We start from the raw sequence: 18255 nt of genomic DNA on the forward strand, positions 1-18255 counted from the left end.
CAAAAACCTGCCGCTCTGGTGACTCGATGGTGGCCCTTCGTCATCCGCAGCTATTCCAACCGGCTGGCTGAAAACGGCAAAGCTCCACTTGACCCCTATGACGGGGGATCACAAGTCTTCTCCTGCCTGCGGGCGCATCGCTCTCTCGGAACCCGCGCTTGAGGCGCATGCGCGATCGGCAGGCCCTGAACGCTCGGAGCGAGGCTGACGAGCTCTGAGTGATCGCTATTGGATGCGGGTCTCGAATTCAAGGGTGTTGCCGCCTGAAGCCCCAGCATGGGAAATCCCGTGCCTCGCGGATGGGGAGCTTGCCGGCATCTTGATTTTGCCTCAAACGCCTGTTTGGAAATCATACGGATGTTTTAATTGAGGAACCGCGCATGCGTGCCGTTTTGTCGAAGGTCGTCAGCAAGGCTGCCGAGATTGGTGGAAGGTTCGTTCTGCAAGTGACCGTTTCGGTGGCAGCAACCGTTTGCGTTGCATCGATCACCGGGTCGTTCCTGAAGACCGGAGCGCCTACGGAGAGCCCCGTTCATCAACAGGTTTCGAGCCTCGAGCCTGGCGCCGCCGTAAGCCTCCTCAACGCGAACTTCACGGAGGATGGATTCCGGACGCGAGTCGCCAGCGTCGAGGAGTTCTCGATGGTGTTCGGTCCGAACGAACACGACGCCTTCGCGCCGCCTGTTGCACGCGACTGGTCTCCCGATCTCCGTGTGGCTGATCTGGAGGCTGACGTCGCCCCATCCGCCAAGGTCCGCCAGGCTGGGGCGTCTACCTGCTCGGAGGCCTGCAGCCGTCTGCCGTCCAGCGGTATCCTTCCTCCCGCCAGGCCCGCCGCTGCGGGATCGATGGAAGTGGCCCAGGCAGCTGCTGCGTCCGAAGGGGCGATCGGAGGCTCCCGTCTCCAGCTTCTTGGAATGTCGCTTCCTGACGTGATTCCTTCTCCCGAGCGTCTCCTCACGAGAGTGACGTCCTGGGGTGGGGCCGTTGCCGACCTCGTGCTTAAATGAGCCGCGCTTCCGAACGCACGAGAGAAGCTCTGATCGAGGCTGCGACCCTCGTTTTCGCCGAGAAGGGATACGAGGGGGGCTCCATCCGCGACATCACGCGGAAGGCGGGTGCGAACCAAGCTGCCGTGACGTACCATTTCGGGGGCAAGGAGGGCCTCTACCGCGAAGTTCTGCGCACAGCGTTCAAAGCCTTGAAGGAATCCAATGTTCTCGATCCTGACAATCTGGATTCCCTTCAGGCAACGGAAGCCTTGCGGCTTTTCGTTCGGCAGATGCTTCTGCCGCTTCTGAAGCGCAGCGTGCTGGCGCGCTACATCAAGATTCTGAACTGGGAGATCCTGCAGCGGACGGACATGTTCCAGGACGTGGCGATTACCGAGAACGCGTCGCTTCTGTCATCCGCGGAGCGCCTCGCGCGCCGCTTCATGGGTGAACGGGCGAGCGAGGAAGACGTCGCGGTGGCAACCCTGTGGCTGCTGCACCAGGGCTTCATCTTCGTCCGCGACTACGAGTATCTGTCCCGTCCGCCGCACAACCTGAAAGTCGACGAGGCTTTCGTTGAGCGGCTGGCCGATTTCCTGACCCGGCTCCTCGCGTCCGGGTTGACGGGGGTCAGACCCTGAGGCACTCCGGTCTCAGCGCGCCTTCGCGGCGGCCTCGCGAATGGCCGCCATGTTGGCTCCATAGGCTGAAGGACCGCCCTTGAAGGTGGCGGAGCCCGCCACGAGAGCGTTCGCGCCGGCGGCCGCCACGAGAGGAGCCGTCTCGGCGGTCACGCCGCCGTCGATCTCGATGTCGATGTCCCGGTCGCCGATCATCGTCCTGACGCGGCGGACCTTCTCGCAGACCGAGCCGATGAAGGCCTGTCCCCCGAAGCCGGGGTTCACGGTCATCAGGAGGACCAGGTCCACCATGTCGAGCACGGGCTCGACGGCGGATTCATGCGTGCCGGGATTGAGCACGATTCCGGCCTTCTTGCCGAGCGCCCGGATCGTCTGCAGGGACCGGTGCAGATGCGGGCCCGCCTCCGCATGGATGCTGATGATGTCCGCGCCCGCCTTGGCGAAGGCTTCCAGGTAGGGATCGACCGGGGCGATCATCAGGTGAACGTCGAACACCTTGGCGGTGTGAGGGCGCAGGGCCTTCACCACGTCGGGGCCGATGGTGATGTTGGGCACGAAATGGCCGTCCATCACGTCGATGTGGATCCAGTCGGCGCCGGCGGCGTCGACAGCGCGGACTTCCTCGCCGAGCTTGGAGAAGTCGGCGGAGAGAATGGAGGGGGCGATGAGCAGCGGGCGTGTCATGCGAGGGGCGGTAGCACGCGCATTTTCCGGCGGCAACGGGCTTTCGCGAGCGTCATGAGCCAATCGAATACCACTTGCCTGGGGAGAGGCGGTTTTGCCGCACGAATTGCATGGACGCTCTCGCCGGAACGGGAGTAGAAAATCCCCGTGAAACGGAGCGAAAAGCTCCACTCTCCCCGCGAGAGCCAAACAACACAGGCAGGGCTTCATGCGTAAGGATGTGGTTGTTCTTGGCGCCGGCATCGTCGGCGTGTCGATTGCCGTGCATTTACAGAAACGCGGCCGTTCGGTGCTCCTCGTCGACAAGCGCAAGCCCGGTGAGGAAACCTCCTTCGGCAATGCGGGCCTCATCCAGCGCGAGGGCGTCTACCCCTATGGCTTTCCCCACGATTTCGGTGCGCTGCTGCGCTATGCCCTGAACAACACCATCGACGCCCATTACCATTGGAGCGCGATTCCCAAGATCGCCCCGTTCCTGCTCCAGTACTGGATGCATTCCCGCCCGGCCCAGCACAAGGCGATCGCGCGCATGTACGCGCCGCTCATCGAGCGCAGCGTCACCGAGCATATGGCCCTGGCGGACGAATCGGGCTCCACGCATCTGATCCGCCCGACGGGCTGGCTGAAGGTCTTCCGCGATGAGAAGACCCGCGACGAGCAGTTCCGCGACGCTGAGGACGTGAAGCGCGATTTCGGCGTCAACTTCGATGCCCTGGACACCCGGGGCGTGGCGGAGCGCGAGCCTCACCTCAAGGTTTCGACCAAGGGCGGCATCCACTGGACCGACCCGGCTTCGGTCTCCGATCCTCACCAGCTCACGATGGGCTATGTGGGCCTGTTCGAGCGTCTCGGCGGAGAGCTGGCGGCGGGCGATGCCAGGACGCTCGAGGAGACCCCGACCGGGTGGCGGGTGCAGACCGAGAACGGGATGGTGGAGGCCGGAGCGGTGGTCGTCGCCCTCGGGGCCTGGGCCGACGTGGTGACGAAGCGGCTCGGCTACAATCTGCCGCTCGCGGTCAAGCGCGGCTACCACATGCATTACAAGCCCGAGGGCAACGCGGTGCTGAACCGTCCGACCCTGGATTTCGACCGCGGCTACTTCCTGGCTCCCATGCTGAAAGGCATCCGTCTCACGACGGGCGCGGAATTCGCGGTGCGCGATGCGCCCAAGACTCCGGTGCAGCTCGGGCGCGCCGAGCCGATCGCCCGCGCGTTCTTCCCGCTCGGCGAGCGGGTCGATCCGGAGCCGTGGATGGGCATGCGCCCCTGCACGCCGGATATGATGCCGATCATCGGCAAGGCTCCGCGCCACAAGAACCTGTGGTTCGGCTTCGGCCATGCCCATCATGGCCTGACTCTCGGCCCCGTCACGGGCCGCCTGCTCGCCGAGATGATCACGGGCGAGACGCCGGTGGTGGATCCCAAGCCCTATCGCGTCGAACGGTTCTGAGGATCGACCCCTTGGCTCTGCGTCATGGCCGCACGTCTTGAGAATCGCGCCGGGTCAAAGACTTGGATGCCCGGCTTAAAGCGCCGGGGATGACGAGCGATGAAGCGGCCCAGGGATGACGGGCTCGGACGTTCAGCCCTTGACGAGCCCGCCGAACCTGTCCTTCCAGGCCGGCTGCGCATCCTTGAAGGGCAGGGCGGTCGCCTCGTAAACGCCGCGCGCGATGGCGCGGGCGAGGCAATCGGCGGCAACGGCCCCGATCTCGATGAAATCCGCGGCCTCGTCCCCCAGGGGCTTCCGCCCCGTCGCGGCCGCAAAGACCGTATCGCCGTCGTAGAGCGCATGGGCGAAGCGCAGGCCCTTGGCAAGGCCGTCATGGGAGACGACCGCGAGGCGCTTGGCCTGGGCCTTGGTGAGGACGGCATCGGTCGCCACGAGCGCGATGGTCGTGGCGATGGGCGGCGGCGCCCGCATCCGCCCCTTCCAGTCGAGCTTTCGCATGGCGGGCGTGATCCGGGGCGGGAGCCCCAGGCCTCCGAATTCCTCGCCCTCCTCGTAGGCTCCGGCCCAGAAATGTGGGCCCTCGCCGATGAGCACGGATCCCAGGGCATTGACGATGACGAGCGAGCCGACAAGGTGGCCCGCGCCCGTCACCGCGCTGGCCGATCCGAGGCCGCCCTTCAGGTCGACGGTCGTGGCGCCGTAGCCGCCGCCCGCCGTTCCCAGCGCGAAATCGGAACCGGCGGCCTCCGCGGCCGCGTAGCCGAGCTCGCGGTAGGGCGGGTAGCGCGCCCATTCCTTGTTGCCGCCGTTGAGCAGGTCGAAGGTGATCGCCTGCGGGACCAGGGGCACGAGCGCGGAGCCAACCGCAAAGCCGATGCCTTGCTCCCGAAGGTAGGCCTGCACGCCGCTTGCCGCGTCCAGGCCGAAGGCCGAGCCTCCCGAGAGCACGAGGCCGTTGATCCCGGGCACCACCTTGTCGGGCTCCAAAAGGTCCGTGTCGCGCGTGCCGGGGGCTCCGCCGTTGACCGCGTAGGAGGCCACGGCAGGCTGATCGAACAGGATCGCCGTCACGCCCGAACCGAGAGCGGCGTCATGGGCGTTCCCGACCCGGAGGCCGGCCACATCGGTGATCAGGTTGCGCAAAGCTGTCATCCTCCCAAGCAACCTCAAAAGCGCAGGCTTCACAAGCAGGCGAGCCGCGCTTTCACGAGCTTTCTCACGGTGTCGGAACACGCTAGAAGGCCCTATGCTCAGCGTTTCCTTCCCTGCCGCGGCCCTCGGCGGCCTGATCAGCTTCTTGAGCCCCTGTGTCCTGCCGCTGGTTCCGCCATACCTGTCGTTCCTGGCGGGCACGACCTTCGACCAGCTGCATGCGGGGGACGACCGGGCCGTTCGCCGCCGCGCGATGCTGGCCGCCCTGCTGTTCGTGGCGGGCTTCGCCACCGTGTTCGTGCTCCTGGGCGCCACCGCCTCGGCGCTGGGGCAGGTGATCCGGCAGTATCTCCATGTGCTGAGCACCGTCGCGGGCGTCGCCATCATCGTGATGGGCCTGCATTTCCTTGGAATCTTCAGGATCGGCCTGTTCTATCGGGAGGCCCGCTTGCAGGTCGAGAAGCCGGTCGGCCTCTGGGGCGCCTATGTGATGGGCCTTGCCTTCGCCTTCGGCTGGACGCCGTGCATCGGGCCGGTCCTCGCCGCCATCCTGGCGGTGGCGGGATCGGAGGACAGCGTCGCCTATGGGGCCATGCTGCTCGCGGCCTATTCGGCGGGCTTAGGCATTCCCTTCCTGCTTGCGGCCTTCGCCATGAAGCCGTTCGTGGCGCTCCTCAAGCGCATGCGCTCCCGCTTCGGCCTCGTGGAGAAAGTCATGGGCGTCCTCATGATCCTCACCGGCATCGCCTTCCTGACCGGCTGGATCACCAACATGTCGTTCTGGCTGCTGGAAACCTTTCCGGTGCTGGGGACGCTGGGCTGACATCCGCCCCTGCCGGCATGCAGCCAGTCCCCTTTGACGGGAATCCACACTCGGCATGGCCGCACGTGTTGCAGTCACCAACGTCTTGAGAACCGCACCGGGCCAAAGCCGGGGGATCACCGGCACAAGGCCGGTGATGACGTTGTGGGTGACAGGAAGCCATGCCTCTTCCCCTCATGCCGTGCTCGTCACGGCCATCCAGGTCTTTTCGCATGGCGGTTCAAAGACGGGGATGCCCGGCCCAAAGCCGCGCATGACGTGGTGGGTGTCAGAGCCGTGGCTATGGATCAGTCCAGTCCTTCCCTCCTACGGAGAAACACTCCACCGCATAGAGGAGGAAACACCGGCAGGGCCGGTCGTGCCGTGTCAGCGGGGCGCGGCGGCTTTTCGCAATGAAAAACCCGCCCTGTTGCCAGGGCGGGTCTGTCTCTTTCGGCCTGGGCCGGTCGATTACATGCCGAGCTCGTTGCCGGAGTAATCGATCTTGCCGTCGGCGCCCTTCTTCCAGACATACATGATGTAGTCCGGACGGGTGATGTCACCCTTCTTGTCGTAGGAGATGTCGCCGATCACGGTCTTGAAGGACTTGCCCGACTTCATGGCGTCCGCAACCTTCTTGCCGTCCGTGCTGCCGGCCTGCTTGGCGGCCTCGGCCAGGATCTGGGTCGCAGCGTAGGAGTACAGGGTGTATGCCTCGGGGTCGTAGTTCTTGGCCTTGAACTTGGCCACGACGTCCTTCGCGTTCGGGTTCTTGCGCGGATCCGGCGAGAAGGTCATCAGGGTGCCTTCGGCGCCAGGTCCCGCGATCGAGGTGAACTCGGCCGACACGATGCCGTCACCCGACATGAGCGGGGCGTTGAGGCCCTGGTCGCGCATCTGGCGGATGATGAGGCCTGCTTCCGTGTGGAGGCCGCCGAAATAGACCACGTCGACACCGGCCTGCTTCAGCTTGGATACGAGAGCGGAGTAGTCCTTCTCGCCCGGGTTGACGCCTTCATACACGACTTCCTTCAGGCCCTTGGCGTTCATGGCCTTCAGGGTCTCGTCGGCAAGACCCTTGCCGTAAGGGGTCTTGTCGTGAACGACGGCGACCTTCTTGCCCTTGAACTTGTCGGCGAGATAACCGCCGGCAACGGCGCCCTGCTGGTCGTCGCGGCCGCAGGTGCGGAAGGTGTTCCACATGCCGCGCTCGGTGAATTGCGGGTTCGTGGAGGCCGGGGTCACCTGGACGATGCCGGCTTCCTCGTAAACCTGCGAAGCCGGGATCGAGACGCCGGAGTTGAAGTGGCCGACGACGAACTTCACGCCTTCAGCCGCGAACTTGTTGGCCACCGACACGCCCTGCTTCGGGTCGGAGACGTCGTCGCCGACGACGATCTGCAGCTTCTGGCCATTGATGCCGCCAGCGGCATTGATGTCCTCGACAGCCTGCTCGACGCCGTTCTTCAGCTGAGCGCCGAAAGCCGCGTTCGCGCCGGTGATGGGGCCAGCAACGCCGATCTTGATCTGCGCGCTGGCTGCGCTGGAGAAGGCGAGGCCAAGACCAAGCGCCACGCCGGTCAACAGCATTTTTTTCATGAGGTCACTCCTCTGGGTGGTTTTATAGGCCCCTCTTCCTCGGGGGGCCGGTTTGACGGGATCCCCGTCATCCAAGGTAACATCATGCCGTTTTTTAGGCTGTTGTCACCTGGGAATCTTTTGGCCTTAGCCCTTGGTAGCAGAAGCCTTTTCCCGCCAGGAGAAAGGGCCGCTCCGCTCGTAGAGCCAGCGGTACTGGGTGGTCATCATGCGGGCGCGGCGGTACTGGAAGCCCAGCGATCCGATGATCAGCAGCACGATCGTGTCCACCGCGTAGTAATGGACCGACAGCAGCGTTCCGCCGAACAGGGCGAAGTGGATGAAGCGCACCGCCGCCCCGAGGATGAACAGGTACAGGATCAGCGTCCAGAACGGCCGCCAGGTGAGGGCGATGGCCCGCCCGGTCATCCAGGCCGCCCATCCGCCCATGATCACGGTGATCAGGAGAAAGAGCCAGATCGAAGGCTCTTCGTAGAGAATACCCTGCATCAGTGGTGCCCCCCTTCGAGATAGGCTGCCCGGACCTGCGGATCCTCGAGCAGCTCCTTGCCGGTGCCGCTCATGGTGATATTGCCCGTGACCATCACATAACCGCGATGGGCGAGCTTGAGGGCGTGATAGGCGTTCTGCTCCACTAGGAAGACGGTCATCCCGTCCTTCTCGTTGAGTTCCTTGATGATCGAGAAGATCTGCTTCACGATCAGGGGCGCGAGGCCCAGCGACGGCTCGTCCAGGAGGAGGAGCCTGGGCCTGCTCATGAGGGCGCGGGCGATGGCCAGCATCTGCTGCTCGCCGCCCGAGAGGGTGCCGCCCCGCTGCTGCAGGCGTTCCTTGAGGCGCGGGAACAGGGTGCAGACCCGCTCCAAATCCTGATTGAAATGGGCGAAGCCGTTGATGGAGGCGCCCATCTGGAGGTTCTCGAAGACGGTCATGCGCGGGAAGATGCGCCGCCCCTCCGGCGATTGGGCGATGGAGAGCTGGGCGATCTCGTGGGTCGGCATCCTGGTGATGTCGCGGCCCGCATAAGTGATCGTGCCTTCCCGCGCCCGCGGGTTGCCGAAGATCGTCATCATCAGCGTCGACTTGCCGGCGCCGTTGGCGCCGATCAGCGTGACGATCTCGCCCTCGTGGACGTCCATGTCCACGCCCTTGAGGGCGATGATGTTGCCGTAATAGGTCTTGACGCCGCGCACGCTGAGCAGCGCCTGGCGATCCGCACGCGGTGCGGTCTGTTGAATGCTTGCGTCCGCGGTGCTCATGCGCCGATCTCCGCTTCCACCTTCTCGACTTCCTCGTCGGCCACGCCGAGATAGGCGGCGATGACCTTGGGATCGTTCCTCACCTCGGCCGGCAGGCCGTCGGAGATCTTGGTGCCGTAATCGAGCACCACCACGTGATCCGAGATCTCCATGACCACCGACATGTCGTGCTCGATCAGGAGGATCGAGGTGCCGTGATCCCGGCGCACCGAGAGCAGGAGCTCGTTGAGCTCCAGCGACTCGCGCGGGTTGAGGCCCGCCGCCGGCTCGTCGAGGCAGAGCAGGAGCGGGTCCGTGCACATGGCGCGGGCGATCTCCAGGCGGCGCTGGTCGCCGTAGGGCAGGTCGCCGGCCGGGTCGTCGGCCCGGTGTATGAGGCGGGTCTTCTCCAGCCAGAACTTCGCCTTCTCGATGGCTTCCTTCTCGGCCTTGCGGTAGCCGCCGATGCCGAGAACGCCGAGGAACGTGAAGCCGGAGGCGATCATCAGCGGGTTGTGCTGCGCCACCAGCAGGTTCTCGAGCACGGTCATGCCGGAGAACAGGCGGATGTTCTGGAAGGTGCGGGCGACCTTGGCCTTCCAGTTGATGTCGAAGCCGGGCAGCCTCTCCAGCAGCAGGTGCGAGCCGTTGGGCTTGCGCAGGGCCAGCATGCCTTCCGTCGGCTTATAGAAGCCGGTGATGCAGTTGAAGACGGTCGTCTTGCCCGCGCCGTTCGGCCCGATGAGCGCGGTGATGTCGCCGCGCCCGGCCTGGAAGGAGAGGTCGTTGACGGCGACGAGGCCGCCGAAGCGCATCGTGAGATGCTGTACGTCGAGGATGGGATCCTGCAGCCAGCGCATTAGCCGTGTCCTTCCTTCACGAGCGAGCCCGAGATGGCTTTGCGCTCTTTCAAGATCACCGAGGGTTCACGTTCCGAAATCAGTCCGCGCGGACGCCAGACCATCATCGCCACCATGCCGACGCCGAAGATCAGCAGGCGGTACTCGTTCGGATCGAAGCCCTCGCCGAACACGGCCTTGAGGAAGGTCAGGTTGCGCAGCACCTCGGGACCGCCGACCAGCACGATGGCCGCGATGGCGACGCCGATCTGGGAGCCCATGCCGCCCATCACCACGATGGCCAGGATGATCGCCGATTCCAGGAAGTTGAAGCTCTCCGGGGAGACGAAGCCCTGGCGGACCGCGAAGAAGGAGCCCGCGAAGCCGCCGAACATGGCCCCGATGGCGAAGGCCGTGAGCTTGGTGTTCGTGGTGTTGATGCCGAGCGAGCGGCAGGCGATCTCGTCCTCGCGCAGGGCTTCCCAGGCGCGGCCCACGGGCAGCTTGCGCAGCCGCATGGTGACGAAATTGGTCAGCAGGGCGAGCGCCAGGATGAGATAGTACAGGAAGATGATCCTGTGCATGCCGTTGAATTCGAGCCCGAAGGTCTGGGCGAAGCCGCCTTCGCCCGCGGTGAACGGGATGCCGAAGAAGGTCGCGCGCGGGATCGACGAGATGCCGGCGGCGCCGTTGGTGACGTCCACCCAGTTGATGAGCACGAGGCGGATGATCTCGCCGAAGGCGAGGGTCACGATGGCGAGGTAGTCGCCGCGCAGGCGCAGCACGGGGAAGCCGAGGATCATGCCCCAGAACGCCGCGAGGATGCCGGCCAGCGGCAGGCAGATCCAGAACGACAGCCCGAACGTGGTGGACAGAAGGGCGTAGGAATAGGCCCCCACCGCGTAGAACGCCACATAGCCCAGATCGAGCAGGCCCGCGAGGCCCACCACGATGTTGAGGCCCCAACCGAGCATCACGTAGGTGAGGATCAGGATGCCGAGGTCGATCCAGTAGCGGGACTCGTTCAGTCCGCCCTGAACGAGATAGATCAGGAACGGGAAGGCGATCGCCACGCCCAGGAAGAAGGGAATGGCGAATTTCGAGACGTGCTGGAAGGCGCTCGGTTGGGCGTGGACGAGCTCCGTCGCCTGTTTCGGGCTGGGCGTGGCCTTCCGGTAGGAGCGGGACGCCGTGTAGGCGTGAACCAGGAGGCGCAGGCCGAACACGATGGCGGTGACGATCAGCGCCAGGCCCCAGCGGGAGCTCAGGAACAGATCGGCTCCGCTCTGCTCCGTCCTGAAGGACAGGATCGGAATGGACAGGCCGAAGGTGATCAGGGCCGCCTTGAAGGCGTCCTTGAGGGCCGCGCTCAGGTCGAAGGTTGTCGTCGCGGCCTGCGTCTGAGCCGGCGTTGTGATGGAAGGAGCGTTCATGTTCGCTGCCCCTTAAACCTTCTCGACCTCAGGCCGTCCGAGAATGCCGGAGGGCATGAAGATCAAGACGATGGCCAGGATCGAGAAGGCGGCCACATCCTTGTACTCGATCGAGAAATAGGCCGACCAGAAGGTCTCGATGAGACCGATGATCAGGCCGCCGAGAACGGCGCCTGGCAGCGAGCCGATGCCGCCGAGAACGGCCGCCGTGAAGGCCTTCACGCCCGGCACGAAGCCGTCCGCGAAGCTCACCACGCCATAATACAGCAGATACATGGTGCCAGCGACCGCCGCGAGCGCGGCGCCGATCACGAAGGTGAGGGAGATCGTGCGATCCACGTTGATGCCGAGGAGCGCCGCCATCTTGCGGTCCTGCTCGCAGGCGCGCTGGGCCCGGCCGAGCGATGTCTTCTGGACGATGTACCAGAAGATCGAGAGCAGCACGGCCGTCATGACCATGATGATGATCTGCTTGTACGAGATGGCCACATTGTACCCGCTCTCGCCCTGGAACAGGACGATCACGTCCCGGATCATGGGCGGCGTCGGCTTGTTGCGCGCGCCCTGGGCGACCTGGACGAAGTTGGAGAGGAAGATCGACACGCCGATGGCCGAGATGAGCGGCGCCAGGCGGAAGGAGCCGCGAAGGGGTCGATAGGCGACCCGCTCGATGGCCCAGCCCCACAGGGAGGTGAGCACCATCGCGATGATGAGCACGAAGAAGAGCGCCAGCGCGACGGACGAGATCCCGAGCCACGTGGTCAGGATGAGAAAGAATATGAGCGCGATGAACGCGGAGAGCATGAAAACGTCGCCATGGGCGAAGTTCACCATGCCGATGATACCGAAGACCATCGTATAGCCGATAGCGATGAGGCCGTAGATCGACCCCAGCGTCAGCCCGTTGATGAGCTGCTGCACAAAAATTTCCATGTCCTACCCTTAGCCCTCTGGAAGCGGGTCTTGCTTGGGAACGGCTCAACAAAGCACGATGCGGGTGCAAGGCCAAGCCAGACGTAAGCTATGCGGCTCTCTAGCAAACGGTTTTTCGTTCGACAACGGATTGTTAAGACTCCTATCAACCACTTTGATGGAAAGATCGGCGGCGGCTGATCGAATTCGAGGCAAGGGTCGAACGGCGGCTTCCAAAGCCTTTCCTTAAGCCCCATATGGTCCAGGATGGCCTTGTGCTCCGCTCCAAAGAGTGGGAGAGGCTTCCCGGAAGAACATGTTGAAGACTCCCGCTCCCCCCTCATCCGCCGAAACCGGTGCCCATGGCCTCGATTCCGTTCTCTTTCGGGAGGGCATGAGCCGCGTTGCCGCAGCCGTCCACGTGGTCACCACCGATGGGCCGTCGGGCCTTGCCGGGTTCACGGCGACGGCCGTCACACCCGTGACCGACAAGCCCGCCTCCCTCCTGGTCTGCGTCAACACCACCGCCCGCTCGGCCCAGGCGCTGCTGGCGAACGGAGTCTTCTGCGTCAACGTGCTGAACGGGTCCGATCAGGCTCTGGCGGACGTCTTCGCCGGCCGCACGGACCTGCAGGGGCCTGCCCGTTTCACGAAGGGCGAATGGGCCAAGCTCGTCACCGGTGCGCCTGCGCTCGCCACGAGCCTGGTCTCCTTCGATTGCCGCCTGGAGGACGCGAGGGTCGTTGCCACCCATCACGTCATCATCGGCGAGATCGCGAGCATCCGGCTCGGCGAGACGAAGCCGGCGCTCGTCTATCAGAGGCGGCTCTATCACAGCCTTTGAGGCTTCAAGGACGCGTGAGCCCCGGGAACTTTCGACTCCCGTCCCTCTTGGAATGACAAATGGTTCTCAGAGGTTTTCGCATGTTCAAGCTCATCAGGAATATCGTGCTTCTCCGGCAGGCCTGGAAGTTGCTGAAGCGGCGCCGCTGACCGTCACCCTCCCCGCGCGGGCCCCGGGGCGTAATGGCTCCAGCCGGTGATCTGGACGAACCCGTCCCTGGCGGCGACGACCAGATGCTTGCGGTGCTTGTGCACGAGGGCTCCGGGCCTGTAGGCGTGCGCCTCCTTCCAGCCGGCGGCGTCCCAGATGTAAAGGTAGCGGGAATCGACCTGGCCGAAGGCCTCGATGGACCCGAAGGCGCGGATCGTCCGCAGCACGTCGTCCACGCCTGCCGCCCAGTTGACGGTTCGTTCGGCCTGGGTGATCCGGGGCCAATAGGTGCCGGCCCCCTGCGGCCTGGCCTCCCGCCAAAGATCGGGAAGCTCTTCGGCAAGCCGGGTCGCGATGCCTTTCGCGGCGATCTGGCACTTGGCCAGAAGGGTGTCGTGGGTTTCCAAGGGGCTTAAGGCAAAGCGCTTCTGGGCGAGGATCGAACCCGTGTCGAAGGCCGGCTCCAGCACGTGAGCCGTGACGCCCCATTCCGGAAGTCCGTCGAGGATCGCCTTGAACAGAGGGTAGGGGCCACGCCCGTCCGGCAGGGGCGACGGATGGAAGTTGAGGGCATAGGGCACCTGCCGCTCCCAGCCCCTGATGAGCCATGGATAGCCCGCCACGACCAGAGCGTCGCAGCCCATGGCCTTCAGCCCCGCGAGGTCGGAGGGAGCGATGCGCGACATCTGGACCGGGATGCGGAGGCTGCGGGCGCGGGAAACCGTCGCCTCGTTGAAGTCGTAGATCCCGTCGCAAGTCCGGCTGAAGAGTTTCACGGGTTGCCAACCGTTCGCGATCAGAGTCTCGAACACGTCCCCGAGAAAATCGATTCCCGCAAAGGCAAAACGCATTCCAGGTGATCTCCTCTCCGCCGACCAAGGCGCTGGGTGAACGTGAGTCAGTTCTTTCGCACAATCAGACCTCTTCGGGCAAAAATCCGGCCAAGGATGGACGAGCGCGAGTGTTGACTCCAGTATACTGGACGGTCATTCTACCTTCATGGAAGAGGTCTCCCATATCAACGTCCATCTCGCCGAGCGGCTCCGTGGCCTCCGGATCGAGCAGGGGCTGACGCTCGACGGCCTGGCCGAGCGCACGGGGGTGAGCCGCTCGATGATCTCTCTCATCGAGCGGGCCGAAAGCAGCCCGACGGCGGTGGTTCTCGACAAGCTCGCTGCGGGCCTGGGCGTCACGCTGGCCTCGCTGTTCGCCGACAAGCAGAGCGCCGCAGCCTCGCCCCTGGCGCGCCGGGCCGAGCAGCGGGTCTGGCGCGATCCGGACAGCGGTTATCTGCGCCGCAACCTGTCGCCCTCCGGCTTTGCGTCTCCCATCGAGCTCGTGGAGGTGGTGCTGCCGGCAGGGGCGCGCGTGGCCTATGACACGGGCCGCCGCTCCGTGGGCGTCAGCCAGCAGATCTGGATCATCGAAGGGGAGATCGAACTGGGGCTCGGGACCGAGACCTACCGGCTCTCCACCGGCGACTGCCTGAGCATGGACATCGAGCATCCGACGATCTTCCGCAATCGGTCCGACAAGCCCGCCCGCTACCTGGTGGCCCTGACCACCGACATGAAGTCTTCAGCCCCGTCGAGGAGATCCCCATGAGCGAAACATTCAGCGAGACCGTCACGATCCGCCCGCTGTCGCCCCATGAGGCCGCCGCGCAGATTGGGGCCTTGTCCCGGGTTCTCATCGATTGCGTCGAGGGCGGCGCGTCCGTCAGCTTCATGCTGCCGATGACCCCGGGCAAGGCGGACGCCTTCTGGAGGGGGGTGGCCGAAGGTGTCGCCTCGGGGGAGCGGATCCTGATCGTGGCGGAGGAATGCGGGGAAATCGTGGGAACCGTCCAGGTGATCCTCAAACAGCCGGAGAACCAGCCGCACCGGGCCGACATCGCCAAGATGCTGGTGCACCGCAGGGCGCGAAAGCGCGGGGTCGGCGCCGCGCTCATGCGGGCGGCCGAGGAAGCCGCCCGCCGGGCGGGCAAGAGCGTGCTGGTGCTCGACACGGTGACCGGAAGCGACGGGGAGCGCCTCTATGCCCGTCTCGGCTGGCAGCGCGTCGGCGTCATTCCGAACTATGCCCTGTGGCCGCAGGGCGGCCTGTGCGACACGACTTACTTCCACAAGCAGATCACGCCTGCTTGAGGGGGGGGGGGGGAACTGAGCCTCCCGGCCTCTTGCGGGAACCCGGATGGTCGATCAAGATTTAGCCTTNGCCTTCGGATCTCGAGGCGCGAGAGGGAGTTCGCATGGCATCCAAAGATTTCATCCGCCAGCTGGAAGGCTACGGGCTGACGACGGCCCAGATACTCTACCGAATGCCCGACCATCCCACGTTTCTCCAGACCTATATCTGGCAGGATTACGACCTGGCTCCCCGTTTCCCAGTGCTCATCGACTTCCTGGAGTTCTGGAAGCGGGAACTGGCGGGACCGCTTCATTCCGTCACGATCACCCACGCGCAACTGATCCGACCGGCCGAGTTCCGGGCCGTCGCGGGGGAAATCAACATTCATTAGCCCATCACGCGGACAAGCCTTGGCCCGGGAGCGCAACTCGTTTAGAGAGGCTCGTCGCCTCGAACTGGCCAGGGCTCCTTGTTTTCCAACGCTCGAACATCCCAAATCCTGCTCGCCCTTGCCTCGCAGCCCGGCGAGCGCCTGACCGTGCGTGATATCATGACCGTGCTGCAGGACAGGGCTTTCGCGCTGCTCATCGTTCTGCTGGGGCTGCCGAACTGTCTGCCCATGCCGCCGCCGATTCCGCTCGTGTGCGGACTCCTCCTGGCCCTGGTCGCCATCCAGATCGTGTTCGGCCGTGATGCTCCCTGGCTGCCGGGACAGCTCTTGAACCGCTCCCTGTCCCGTTCCGACGTGGAGCGGGCCGTGGAGCGGGCGGTGCCGGCCTTCCGCAAGCTCGAGCGGTTCTCGCGCCCCCGGATGACCTTCCTCGACACGCCGGTTGCGATGCGCGTCATGGGCGTGGTCATCCTGCTGATGGCGCTGGGGCTTCTCTTCGCCCCTCCTTTCGTGGGGCAGATCCCGCTCGGTCTGGCCGTCTGTCTCGTCGGGCTCGGCCTCGTGGAGAGGGATGGCCTGGTCATCATCGGAGGCCTGCTCATCGGCTCCGTCGGCATGGTGCTCAGCCTCGGCTTCGTCTATGCCATCTTCACCGGCATCGACTCGGTTCTGTGAGGCCCACAACCGAATGCCCGGCGCGAGGCCGGGCATCGAGGGGCGCATACGCAACCGCCGTCAATCGTTGTCGTCGTCGAATTCCGGAGCCGACTTGAGCTGATCGACCGGCATGTTCAGCATGAGCCGCATGGTGCCGCTCCGGCTCGCACCCGATGAGCCCGCGTTCTGGTTCGATCCCTGGACGGAACCCGTCGCCTCGGCATCCATGCTCATCTGGAAGGCGTTCATGGGAAGCGCGACCGTGCGGTCGCCCAGACCCTCGTCCACTTCGACGACGACAGCCGAGACCTTGCCGTCCCGGTCGAGCACCACGTCCTCGACTTCGCCGATGTCCTTGTTGTCGGGGCCGACCACGTCCTGATCCATGAAGTCGGACAGCAGCATGGAGCCCGGGCTCAGCTGGGTCATGAATCGCGCGGAATTCGCGGACGGGTCGGAGGCCGGTGCCGGCGATTGGGCCATGGCACCCGTGACCATCAGGGCCGAACCGAGAAATCCGGTCATGAGCAGCGTCTTCATTGATGTCTCCTTCCAGTGGGGCTTTCGAGGGGGCAACGTGATGGGAGGAGATTGGTTCTAAGTTACGTTCAGATGAGGCGCAGACCCTTCAGGCTCGCATGGCCCTCGCGGCCGACGATGATGTGGTCGTGGACGGTAATGCCTAGAGGGTGAGCCACGTCGATGATGTCCCGGGTCATCTTGATGTCGGCCGGGGAGGGGGGGGTCGCCCGAAGGGTGGTTGTGGACCAGGATCAAGGCGGAGGCGGACAGCTCCAGCGCCCGCTTCACCACCTCGCGGGGATAGACCGGCGTGTGGTCCACCGTTCCGGATTGCTGCACCTCGTCGGCGATGAGCGCATTGCGCTTGTCGAGAAAGAGCAGGCGGAACTGCTCCCGGTCCATGAAGGCCATGGCCGTCCGGCAGTAATCGAGCACGGAGGCCCATGACGAGAGAACCGGCCGTTTCGCGACCTCCCCCTTCGCGAGCCGGCGGGCCGAGGCCTCCACGATCTTTAGGTCGGCGACCACCTTCTCGCTGAGGCCGTCCACCTCCAGGAGCCGGGCCGAGGGAGCGGCCAGAACCTCCGCGAAAGTGCCGAAGCGCTTGATTAGTTCCTTGGCCAGCGGCTTCACGTCCCGGCGCGGGATGGACCGGAAGAGCACGAGTTCCAGGAGCTCGTAGTCCGGCAGGGCATCGCCGCCCACGTCCATGAAGCGGGCCCGGAGGCGGTCACGGTGACCAAAGTAATGGGGAGTCTCGTCGCCGCTCATGCTTGCAGGAATCGTCGCTCTGGAATGGTGGACCGACGATTCTTTAGCTCAGCCGCGAAGAGATACAAGGTTGCTTTGCGGTCAACCCGGATTGTGGGGCGGCTTATCCAGCCCCTTGGGGGAGTAGGTGAAGACCTCGACGCCGGTCTCCGTCACGCCGACCATGTGCTCGAACTGCGCCGAGAGGGAGCGGTCGCGGGTCACGGCGGTCCAGCCGTCGGCGAGCACCTTCACCTGCGGCCTCCCTAAGTTGATCATGGGCTCGATCGTGAAGAACATGCCGGGTTCCAGCACCACGTTGTAGGCCGGCTCCACATAATGGAGGATCGTCGGGGAGGCGTGGAAGGTCTTGCCGATGCCGTGGCCGCAGAAATCGCGCACCACCGAGCAGCGCTCGGCTTCGGCATAGGATTGGATCACCGCGCCGATATCGTTGGTGGTGGCACCCGGCTTCACGGCGGCGATGCCGCGCAGGAGGCACTCATAGGTGATCTCGCAGAGGCGCTGCGCCCGGCGGGGCACTTCGCCCACATAGTACATGCGGCTGGAATCGCCGTGCCAGCCGTCCAGGATCAGGGTCACGTCGACATTCATGATGTCGCCGTCCCGCAGCGGCTTGTCGTTGGGAATGCCGTGGCAGACCACGTGGTTGATCGAGGTGCAGATCGTCTTGGTGTAGCCGCGATAATGCAGGCAGGCCGGATAGGCGCCGTTGTCGCGGATGAACTCGAAGGCGAGCTTGTCGAGATAGTCGGTCGTCACGCCGGGCTTCACGTGCTCGGAGAGCATGTCCAGGCATTCGGCCACCATGCGCCCGGCGCGCCGCATCCCTTCGAAGTCCGCGGGGCCGTGAAGAGGGATGTCGCCCGAGCGCCTGCGCTCGACAATCTCGGTCTCGGTCATTCTCGATCCTTGCTTTGAAGCCGAATGTAAGGATCATCTCGCCCGGCGCAAGCAAGGATCCTCCTTCAATGGCTTGCGAATAAGCCTCAGGGGTGTCATGAGCAACCCTGTTCATCCGATTTGGCGGCTTTGGAAACTTCCG

At 64.7% G+C, this 18255-nt stretch carries 20 protein-coding genes and 1 pseudogene; 9 read left to right on the top strand and 12 right to left on the bottom strand.

Features of this window, described 5'->3' with window-relative positions:
- The first annotated feature begins 380 nt into the window (after positions 1-380).
- Both E4K09_RS14795 and E4K09_RS14800 read left to right on the top strand, forming a co-directional pair.
- Positions 381-1010: a hypothetical protein gene (locus tag E4K09_RS14795; RefSeq protein WP_134498251.1), complete on the top strand. Its 630-nt coding sequence runs from the start codon at positions 381-383 to the stop codon at positions 1008-1010.
- On the top strand, positions 1007-1633 hold the full coding sequence (locus E4K09_RS14800) for a TetR/AcrR family transcriptional regulator (RefSeq protein ID WP_134498253.1): 627 nt from the start codon (positions 1007-1009) through the stop codon (positions 1631-1633). Before E4K09_RS14795 ends, E4K09_RS14800 begins: the two co-directional genes overlap by 4 nt.
- A gap of 12 nt (positions 1634-1645) precedes the next feature.
- Here E4K09_RS14800 and rpe read toward each other — a convergent pair whose 3' ends face one another.
- Positions 1646-2317, bottom strand: coding sequence for a ribulose-phosphate 3-epimerase (gene rpe, locus E4K09_RS14805; protein WP_134498255.1), 672 nt, complete (start codon positions 2315-2317; stop codon positions 1646-1648).
- A 208-nt stretch (positions 2318-2525) separates the two neighbouring features.
- On the opposite strand from rpe, the gene E4K09_RS14810 reads away from it, so the two are divergent.
- Positions 2526-3767, top strand: coding sequence for an NAD(P)/FAD-dependent oxidoreductase (locus tag E4K09_RS14810; RefSeq protein WP_134498257.1), 1242 nt, complete (start codon positions 2526-2528; stop codon positions 3765-3767).
- A 132-nt stretch (positions 3768-3899) separates the two neighbouring features.
- On the opposite strand, the gene E4K09_RS14815 is transcribed toward E4K09_RS14810, so the two are convergent.
- A complete protein-coding gene (locus E4K09_RS14815) occupies positions 3900-4913 on the bottom strand; it encodes a P1 family peptidase (RefSeq protein ID WP_134498387.1) in 1014 nt (337 codons plus the stop codon).
- 103 nt (positions 4914-5016) lie between these two features.
- On the opposite strand from E4K09_RS14815, the gene E4K09_RS14820 reads away from it, so the two are divergent.
- Entirely contained in the window at positions 5017-5745 is a 729-nt protein-coding gene (locus E4K09_RS14820) for a cytochrome c biogenesis CcdA family protein (RefSeq protein WP_134498259.1), read from the top strand.
- 450 nt (positions 5746-6195) lie between these two features.
- Here E4K09_RS14820 and E4K09_RS14825 read toward each other — a convergent pair whose 3' ends face one another.
- From E4K09_RS14825 to E4K09_RS14850, 6 genes are all read right to left on the bottom strand, one after another.
- Complete coding sequence (locus E4K09_RS14825) at positions 6196-7323, bottom strand: branched-chain amino acid ABC transporter substrate-binding protein (RefSeq protein WP_193557292.1); 1128 nt, start codon at positions 7321-7323, stop codon at positions 6196-6198.
- Positions 7324-7449: 126 nt separating this feature from the next.
- Positions 7450-7812 carry a DUF6867 family protein gene (locus E4K09_RS14830; RefSeq protein WP_134498261.1) on the bottom strand — a complete coding sequence of 121 codons (363 nt, stop codon included), beginning with the start codon at positions 7810-7812 and terminating at the stop codon, positions 7450-7452.
- Positions 7812-8582, bottom strand: a complete 771-nt coding sequence (locus E4K09_RS14835) for an ABC transporter ATP-binding protein (protein WP_134498263.1) — start codon at positions 8580-8582, stop codon at positions 7812-7814. Before E4K09_RS14835 ends, E4K09_RS14830 begins: the two co-directional genes overlap by 1 nt.
- Positions 8579-9421 carry an ABC transporter ATP-binding protein gene (locus E4K09_RS14840; RefSeq protein ID WP_134498265.1) on the bottom strand — a complete coding sequence of 281 codons (843 nt, stop codon included), beginning with the start codon at positions 9419-9421 and terminating at the stop codon, positions 8579-8581. The genes E4K09_RS14835 and E4K09_RS14840 overlap by 4 nt, the downstream gene beginning before the upstream one ends.
- Positions 9421-10833 (bottom strand): high-affinity branched-chain amino acid ABC transporter permease LivM, encoded by a 1413-nt coding sequence (livM, locus tag E4K09_RS14845; RefSeq protein ID WP_134498267.1) that lies wholly within the window; start codon positions 10831-10833, stop codon positions 9421-9423. The genes E4K09_RS14840 and livM overlap by 1 nt, the downstream gene beginning before the upstream one ends.
- 12 nt (positions 10834-10845) lie before the next feature.
- A complete protein-coding gene (locus tag E4K09_RS14850; protein ID WP_134498269.1) occupies positions 10846-11766 on the bottom strand; it encodes a branched-chain amino acid ABC transporter permease in 921 nt (306 codons plus the stop codon).
- Between the two features lie 295 nt (positions 11767-12061).
- Here E4K09_RS14850 and E4K09_RS14855 point away from each other — a divergent pair, with 295 nt between their 5' ends.
- A complete protein-coding gene (locus tag E4K09_RS14855; RefSeq protein WP_134498271.1) occupies positions 12062-12589 on the top strand; it encodes a flavin reductase family protein in 528 nt (175 codons plus the stop codon).
- A gap of 152 nt (positions 12590-12741) precedes the next feature.
- Here E4K09_RS14855 and E4K09_RS14860 read toward each other — a convergent pair whose 3' ends face one another.
- On the bottom strand, positions 12742-13590 hold the full coding sequence (locus E4K09_RS14860) for a methionyl-tRNA formyltransferase (RefSeq protein ID WP_134498273.1): 849 nt from the start codon (positions 13588-13590) through the stop codon (positions 12742-12744).
- A 148-nt stretch (positions 13591-13738) separates the two neighbouring features.
- Here E4K09_RS14860 and E4K09_RS14865 point away from each other — a divergent pair, with 148 nt between their 5' ends.
- The 4 genes from E4K09_RS14865 to E4K09_RS14880 all read left to right on the top strand — a co-directional run bounded on the left by E4K09_RS14865 (position 13739) and on the right by E4K09_RS14880 (position 15935).
- Complete coding sequence (locus E4K09_RS14865) at positions 13739-14344, top strand: helix-turn-helix domain-containing protein (protein ID WP_134498275.1); 606 nt, start codon at positions 13739-13741, stop codon at positions 14342-14344.
- A complete protein-coding gene (locus E4K09_RS14870; protein ID WP_134498277.1) occupies positions 14341-14886 on the top strand; it encodes a GNAT family N-acetyltransferase in 546 nt (181 codons plus the stop codon). Before E4K09_RS14865 ends, E4K09_RS14870 begins: the two co-directional genes overlap by 4 nt.
- 104 nt (positions 14887-14990) lie before the next feature.
- Positions 14991-15260, top strand: coding sequence for an usg protein (locus tag E4K09_RS14875; protein WP_134498279.1), 270 nt, complete (start codon positions 14991-14993; stop codon positions 15258-15260).
- A 78-nt stretch (positions 15261-15338) separates the two neighbouring features.
- A complete protein-coding gene (locus E4K09_RS14880; protein ID WP_134498281.1) occupies positions 15339-15935 on the top strand; it encodes an exopolysaccharide biosynthesis protein in 597 nt (198 codons plus the stop codon).
- 60 nt (positions 15936-15995) lie between these two features.
- On the opposite strand, the gene E4K09_RS14885 is transcribed toward E4K09_RS14880, so the two are convergent.
- The 3 genes and pseudogenes from E4K09_RS14885 to map all read right to left on the bottom strand — a co-directional run bounded on the left by E4K09_RS14885 (position 15996) and on the right by map (position 18113).
- Positions 15996-16457: a PRC-barrel domain-containing protein gene (locus E4K09_RS14885; RefSeq protein ID WP_134498283.1), complete on the bottom strand. Its 462-nt coding sequence runs from the start codon at positions 16455-16457 to the stop codon at positions 15996-15998.
- A 68-nt stretch (positions 16458-16525) separates the two neighbouring features.
- Positions 16526-17210: pseudogene (gene radC, locus E4K09_RS14890) on the bottom strand (RadC family protein).
- Between the two features lie 81 nt (positions 17211-17291).
- Positions 17292-18113: a type I methionyl aminopeptidase gene (gene map / locus E4K09_RS14895; protein ID WP_134498285.1), complete on the bottom strand. Its 822-nt coding sequence runs from the start codon at positions 18111-18113 to the stop codon at positions 17292-17294.
- Positions 18114-18255 lie beyond the last annotated feature (142 nt).

Source organism: Microvirga pakistanensis, assembly GCF_004458765.1.
In the GTDB taxonomy this organism is placed as follows: Bacteria; Pseudomonadota; Alphaproteobacteria; order Rhizobiales; family Beijerinckiaceae; genus Microvirga; species Microvirga pakistanensis.

Coding starts and splice junctions, on each gene's coding strand:
- E4K09_RS14795 (WP_134498251.1), top strand. CDS start 381: ATGCGTGCCGTTTTGTCGAAGGTCGTCAGCAAGGCTGCCGAGATTGGT.
- E4K09_RS14800 (WP_134498253.1), top strand. CDS start 1,007: ATGAGCCGCGCTTCCGAACGCACGAGAGAAGCTCTGATCGAGGCTGCG.
- rpe (WP_134498255.1), bottom strand. CDS start 2,317: ATGACACGCCCGCTGCTCATCGCCCCCTCCATTCTCTCCGCCGACTTC.
- E4K09_RS14810 (WP_134498257.1), top strand. CDS start 2,526: ATGCGTAAGGATGTGGTTGTTCTTGGCGCCGGCATCGTCGGCGTGTCG.
- E4K09_RS14820 (WP_134498259.1), top strand. CDS start 5,017: ATGCTCAGCGTTTCCTTCCCTGCCGCGGCCCTCGGCGGCCTGATCAGC.
- E4K09_RS14825 (WP_193557292.1), bottom strand. CDS start 7,323: ATGAAAAAAATGCTGTTGACCGGCGTGGCGCTTGGTCTTGGCCTCGCC.
- E4K09_RS14830 (WP_134498261.1), bottom strand. CDS start 7,812: ATGCAGGGTATTCTCTACGAAGAGCCTTCGATCTGGCTCTTTCTCCTG.
- E4K09_RS14835 (WP_134498263.1), bottom strand. CDS start 8,582: ATGAGCACCGCGGACGCAAGCATTCAACAGACCGCACCGCGTGCGGAT.
- E4K09_RS14840 (WP_134498265.1), bottom strand. CDS start 9,421: ATGCGCTGGCTGCAGGATCCCATCCTCGACGTACAGCATCTCACGATG.
- livM (WP_134498267.1), bottom strand. CDS start 10,833: ATGAACGCTCCTTCCATCACAACGCCGGCTCAGACGCAGGCCGCGACG.
- E4K09_RS14850 (WP_134498269.1), bottom strand. CDS start 11,766: ATGGAAATTTTTGTGCAGCAGCTCATCAACGGGCTGACGCTGGGGTCG.
- E4K09_RS14855 (WP_134498271.1), top strand. CDS start 12,062: ATGTTGAAGACTCCCGCTCCCCCCTCATCCGCCGAAACCGGTGCCCAT.
- E4K09_RS14860 (WP_134498273.1), bottom strand. CDS start 13,590: ATGCGTTTTGCCTTTGCGGGAATCGATTTTCTCGGGGACGTGTTCGAG.
- E4K09_RS14865 (WP_134498275.1), top strand. CDS start 13,739: ATGGAAGAGGTCTCCCATATCAACGTCCATCTCGCCGAGCGGCTCCGT.
- E4K09_RS14870 (WP_134498277.1), top strand. CDS start 14,341: ATGAGCGAAACATTCAGCGAGACCGTCACGATCCGCCCGCTGTCGCCC.
- E4K09_RS14875 (WP_134498279.1), top strand. CDS start 14,991: ATGGCATCCAAAGATTTCATCCGCCAGCTGGAAGGCTACGGGCTGACG.
- E4K09_RS14885 (WP_134498283.1), bottom strand. CDS start 16,457: ATGAAGACGCTGCTCATGACCGGATTTCTCGGTTCGGCCCTGATGGTC.
- map (WP_134498285.1), bottom strand. CDS start 18,113: ATGACCGAGACCGAGATTGTCGAGCGCAGGCGCTCGGGCGACATCCCT.